The organism is Kitasatospora sp. NPDC001159 (assembly GCF_053598235.1).
The window spans coordinates 1-4,655 of the sequence record NZ_JBSFJV010000214.1 but is presented as its reverse complement, the minus strand read 5'-3'; the positions used below and the strand labels follow the sequence as shown (position 1 = coordinate 4,655).

Below are 4,655 nucleotides of genomic sequence, written 5' to 3'. Positions count from 1 at the left end.
ATTTTTTTTTTGTTTGGTTTTTTTTTTTTGAGTGGTGTTGTCTGCAGATCGGCGGGGGGGGGGGGGGTGGGGGGGGGGGGGGGGGCCGGCCCCCCCCCCCCCCCCCGCGACCGACATGTCCATCGCCGCGTGGCCCTCCATCGAGCCCGCCCGCCCGTACGACGCCTGCTCGCGGGCCTCGTGGAGGAGACGCTCGCGCAGCAGCAGGCGGAAAAGGACGGCGAGCAGCAGGATCATCACCGGCCCGCCGACGAACTCCGCCGCCGTGAACTGCCAGCCCAGCAACAGGGCGAGGATGACGCCGAGTTCCACGACCAGGTTGGTGGAGGCGATCTCGAAGGCCATCGCCGCAGTGAAGTTGGCGCCCTTGCGGAACAGCGATCGGGCCAGCGCGACGGCCGCGTACGAGCAGGACGAGGAGGCCGCACCGAGTCCGGCGGCGACGGCGAGGGTGCGCGGGTGGTCGTCGCCGAGGAGGCGGACCACCGTCGCCTTGTGCACGACGGCTTGGACGACGGCGGAGAGCAGGAAGCCGAGGATCAGGGCCCAGGTGATCTCCCAGGTCATCGATCCGGTGATGGACAGCGCGTGCAGGATCGCGCGCATGGTGATCCGCCTTCCGCAGAGCGTGACTCCGACGAGCGCCGGACACCATATACCCGTACGGGGTAACTACAACCGTGACGCGCCGAGACCCGCCGCTGCGCCGGCCTCTTCGCCCTTCGCGACCATCATCGTCGCGTTGTCCAATGAGAGTTGACGAACACGAGCAGCCGTGCGCGGACAGGTCGAGCTCGGCCGCCTGGACTGAGGGCGCGACCGCTCCCCCTCCACCACCGTTATGCTCGTCGACCGTGCTCGTTCGATCACGACGGGCAGTAGAGAATCGCGGGGGGGACCGGCCAATGACTGACCAACTCGGCAAAGTGGGCGGGTACACGGTGCAACCGGACGCGCTGCACGGCGTGGCGGAGGCACTCAACGACGTGGCGACCGACCTCACGTCGGCCGACCTCGCCTACACCGGGCTGGTGACCTACGAGGCCGCCGCCTTCGGCGAGTGCGGGATGGACCAGGCGTGGTCCAACTTCGACGGCAACTGGGGGAAGGAACTGCACCTGACCCAGCGGGCCGTGGCCGAGCTGGCGCAGAAGATGTTCACGACCACCGGCAACCACCGCGCCGCCGACGCCCAGGTCGCCGCGTCGATGATCCCCCAGCAGACCTGATGAGCAAGGCCAAGGATCTTCAGCAGATCCAGCAGACCATGCAGGCGATCGGCATGTCCGACGCCGCCGGCCAGCTGATCAGCGCCGTCGGGAAGGCGCTGGACGTGCCCGGACCGGTCGGCTCGCCGGACACGATCCGCGACCGGGCCAAGGCGTACTCGCAGACGGCAAAGGCCTACACGAAGGCGTCCACCGATCTCGGCAAGATCGCCGCCGACAAACTTCCGAGCGCCTGGACCGGCGCGGTCGCCGAACACGCCACCCAGGCCGTACAGGCACTGGCGAACGAACTGACCGTCTCCCAGCAGGCCATGCAGCAGGCTTGCAACCTGCTGTCGGACTGGGCGACCGACCTGGAGCACGCCCTGCACGACGACGCGTTCGGTGTGGTCCTCCTGAAGAACGCCATGAAATCGGCCCCCTGGGGCTCCGCCGCCGCGCTCAACGATGCCCTGGACGGTGTGAAGTACCGGCTCCTGGGCGCCCAGACGGCGGAGAGAAGCGCCACCAAGACCGCCAGCAAGCTCAACCAACTCGCCACCAAGGCGCGGGCCGAGCGCGTCGGGGGGAAGTTCGATCCGCTCGCCGCGCTGGTCCTGGCCAACGAGAAGGGCCCGGGCGGGGAGGCGGACGGCGATTACGTCCTGACGGACACTCAACTCCACGCGCCAACCAGTTCCTGGCCGGTCTGCCCGCTGAGGGCCAGGCCGCCTTCCAGGGCATGCTGTCCGGAGCCAAGTCGCCCGAGGAGGCCGCCTATCTCTGGAAGGCGCTCGCTGCCGGACACACGCTGACCGAGGTCCAGCAGTTCGGCGCACTGATCCACCCCCACGGCGACGACCCGGCCTGGCTCGCCCAGCACCTGGTCCCGTCCCTCGACACGGACAACGTCGGCCAGGAGTCCACCACCCAGACGCTGCGCCTCCTGTACCAGGGCAAGGAACTCCCCACCGGGGGCAAGAGCTTCGGCACCACCGGCGATGTCTACGGTCAGGGCAGCGTCGGCGACTGCGTCGCCGCCTCCACGGTGGTCGCCAGCCTCAAACTGGACCCGTGACGATGCTCCGGCTCACCACCGGCAACGCGCCCGAAACCCCGGGAGCCGACTCGCCGAGCGAGTTCGGACGGCGGCTCCAGGAGCTCTACATCCAGCAGTATCAGGCAGGCCAGCAGGCCAACGGCGATGAGAAGATCTACCCGGAGAACAAAGGCGGGATCGGCCCGAAGGGCAACACCTTCCTCGCCAACCAGAATCTCGGCAGGGCCACCGGCTCGACGTACGAGTACGTCAACCTCAACACCGATGACGACCGGCGTGCGGCCATGACGCGGATCGAGAAGGCCCTGGACGAGGGCAAACCGGTGCCGTTCTGCGCCTATGACGAGGCCGCCAAGGGTGATGATCACCATGCGCACCAGATGGTGATCATGGCCCGTGACGGCGACCGGCTGCAGGTGTACAACCCGTGGGGCCAGTCGGCATGGGTGACGGAGGACCAGTTCATCCACAACCACATGAACGACGGGGACCTCACCAACACGACGAACATCAACCGGCCCTACGGCGTGGAGCTGCCGCAATGACCGCCATTCTCCTGGACGCCGAGCTGATGACCGGCTACGACGTCGAGGCCGCCATCACCCGTGGGCTGCTGATCGACGGAGTACCACGCCGGGTGCTCTTCGGCGAGGCCGCGATCGCCGCCTCCTACCAGGCCGAGGCCCTGCTCGTCGGCCCCCACCCGCTGGGCTTCCTGGCCCAGTACGTCCGGGCCGGCGGCTTCACCGCCGCGCTCGACCTGCCCGAACCGGTGATCGGCCGGGAGGCGGGCGATCTGGTCCGCGGCTGGCTGCGCGCGGCCGCAGTCACGGGGGCGGACCTCCAGCGCGAGGTCTTGTTCGCCCGCTGGCTGGTCTCGGTCGCACTGCTCATCACCATGCGTCGCCGAGTCCGGGAGGACGGAAACTGATGCGTCGTACGATCGTCGCCGTGGCGGCACTCCTGGCCGCCATTCCCCTGCTCACCGCCTGCTCCTCCGGGGGGGCGTTGCCCTGGGTGCCGGTGACCGACTCGCCCACCGGCCCGCCGACGACGCAGAGCGCCCCGCCCGTCAGCCGGCCGGACGCGGAGATCGCCCTCCCCAGTCGTGCGGAGGCCCTCAAGGCCGCCTCGCCGTACCTGCCCAGCACGGTGACCCTGGCCGTCGGGCAGCGGCTCGGCGTCCCCGGAAGTCTGGTCAGCATGACGGCCGTGACGTGGGAGCTCACCTCGGCGGGCGACGGCGCCGTACTGCGGCAGGATTCGGACTTCATCTCCGATCCGTGCCCGGCGGACAGGGTCGGCTGCGACGCGGGGGGCGGCCAGACCTTCATCGCCCTCGCCCCCGGCACCACCACGCTGACCTGGACGCTTCACGAGCGAGGCAAATGCCCGGACGCGCCTACCCATCCGGCGCCTGGATGTGACAGCGTCACCAAGAGCATCCAGGTCACCGTCCGCTGATGTCCGGCCCTGGGCTCTGTCGCGGGTCGGTCTCGGCCAGTCCGCGGTTCACGACGGCCCGAAATCCCCGGCTCCAGGTGGCGGGCCCAGAACGGGTCGCGCTCGCCGCGCAGGCAGGCGCAGCAGGCGAGGGCGTGGCCGAATCGGTCGGGGTGGTGAACTGCTGACGGTTGAGTGCTGTTGAGTGATCCCTGGTGTTCACGAGCGAGTTTGTCGGTTTCCGCTGAAGCGTCGTCGAGATGCTCCTCTCCCCCGGGAGAGGAGCATCTTTGCGTTGCTCAGGACGAGCCCGACCCGGAGGCGGCCCAGGTCCAGCCCGGGCGGGTCGGCGGGGGTCTGGGGCATCGGGCGGCTCCTCGGCTTCAGGTCTTCTGTCGGTATGCACTACGTGCCGCAATTCCACCTGGCTGGACTCATGGCATCACACCTTCGATATGTCCGAAATGACAGCCATAGGAGCTCTCGTTACGTTCATCGCAGGTCGGTCGCCTGGCCGGCGTCCGCGAGACAGAGAGAAGTGACATGCTCACGCGTTCATTAACTGTGGCCGCTGCCGGAATAGGCGCGACGGTCATTGCAGCCACCGGCATCACCTACGCCTCGCCCTCCGGATCCACCCCGGCACCCCCGCCCGTCCAGCCGACAGCCCAGCCTGTCCAGCCCGCGGCCCCGCCTGCCCAACAAGCCGCCCCGGCCACGGTCGCCACTGGCGGCGGCAACGCAGGCGGCCAGAAGAACGAGGACCACGGACACGGGAGCGGCGGACAGGACGACCGCGGACACGAGGACCACGGACAGGACAACCGCGGACACGAGGACCACGGACGCGACGACCGCGGACACGAGGACCACGGACAGGACAACCGCGGACACGAGGACCACGGACGCGACGACCGCGGACACGAGGACCACGGACAGGACAA

The 4,655-nt window shown here is 69.0% G+C and carries 7 protein-coding genes and 1 pseudogene; 7 read left to right on the top strand and 1 reads right to left on the bottom strand.

The window, feature by feature from the left end; all coding sequences use genetic code 11:
• A partial coding sequence (locus tag ACWC9T_RS40915) for a permease (protein ID WP_449826094.1) occupies nt 1-606 on the bottom strand: 606 nt, incomplete at its 3' end.
• Nucleotides 607-905: 299 nt separating this feature from the next.
• Between ACWC9T_RS40915 and ACWC9T_RS40910 the strand changes: the two genes are divergently transcribed.
• From ACWC9T_RS40910 to ACWC9T_RS40880, 7 genes and pseudogenes are all read left to right on the top strand, one after another.
• On the top strand, nt 906-1,229 hold the full coding sequence (locus ACWC9T_RS40910) for a hypothetical protein (RefSeq protein ID WP_449826093.1): 324 nt from the start codon (nt 906-908) through the stop codon (nt 1,227-1,229).
• A complete protein-coding gene (locus tag ACWC9T_RS40905) occupies nt 1,229-2,023 on the top strand; it encodes a WXG100-like domain-containing protein (protein WP_449826092.1) in 795 nt (264 codons plus the stop codon). The genes ACWC9T_RS40910 and ACWC9T_RS40905 overlap by 1 nt, the downstream gene beginning before the upstream one ends.
• Complete coding sequence (locus tag ACWC9T_RS40900) at nt 1,951-2,286, top strand: hypothetical protein (RefSeq protein ID WP_449826091.1); 336 nt, start codon at nt 1,951-1,953, stop codon at nt 2,284-2,286. The genes ACWC9T_RS40905 and ACWC9T_RS40900 overlap by 73 nt, the downstream gene beginning before the upstream one ends.
• Nucleotides 2,287-2,288: 2 nt before the next feature.
• A complete protein-coding gene (locus ACWC9T_RS40895; RefSeq protein WP_449826090.1) occupies nt 2,289-2,813 on the top strand; it encodes a hypothetical protein in 525 nt (174 codons plus the stop codon).
• On the top strand, nt 2,810-3,199 hold the full coding sequence (locus ACWC9T_RS40890; protein WP_449826089.1) for a hypothetical protein: 390 nt from the start codon (nt 2,810-2,812) through the stop codon (nt 3,197-3,199). The genes ACWC9T_RS40895 and ACWC9T_RS40890 overlap by 4 nt, the downstream gene beginning before the upstream one ends.
• Nucleotides 3,199-3,732 (top strand): hypothetical protein, encoded by a 534-nt coding sequence (locus ACWC9T_RS40885; protein WP_449826088.1) that lies wholly within the window; start codon nt 3,199-3,201, stop codon nt 3,730-3,732. Before ACWC9T_RS40890 ends, ACWC9T_RS40885 begins: the two co-directional genes overlap by 1 nt.
• 543 nt (nt 3,733-4,275) lie before the next feature.
• Nucleotides 4,276-4,655, top strand: a pseudogene (locus ACWC9T_RS40880) (hypothetical protein); the annotation flags it as partial.

Coding starts and splice junctions, on each gene's coding strand:
- ACWC9T_RS40885 (WP_449826088.1), top strand. CDS start 3,199: ATGCGTCGTACGATCGTCGCCGTGGCGGCACTCCTGGCCGCCATTCCC.
- ACWC9T_RS40905 (WP_449826092.1), top strand. CDS start 1,229: ATGAGCAAGGCCAAGGATCTTCAGCAGATCCAGCAGACCATGCAGGCG.
- ACWC9T_RS40890 (WP_449826089.1), top strand. CDS start 2,810: ATGACCGCCATTCTCCTGGACGCCGAGCTGATGACCGGCTACGACGTC.
- ACWC9T_RS40900 (WP_449826091.1), top strand. CDS start 1,951: ATGCTGTCCGGAGCCAAGTCGCCCGAGGAGGCCGCCTATCTCTGGAAG.
- ACWC9T_RS40895 (WP_449826090.1), top strand. CDS start 2,289: ATGCTCCGGCTCACCACCGGCAACGCGCCCGAAACCCCGGGAGCCGAC.
- ACWC9T_RS40910 (WP_449826093.1), top strand. CDS start 906: ATGACTGACCAACTCGGCAAAGTGGGCGGGTACACGGTGCAACCGGAC.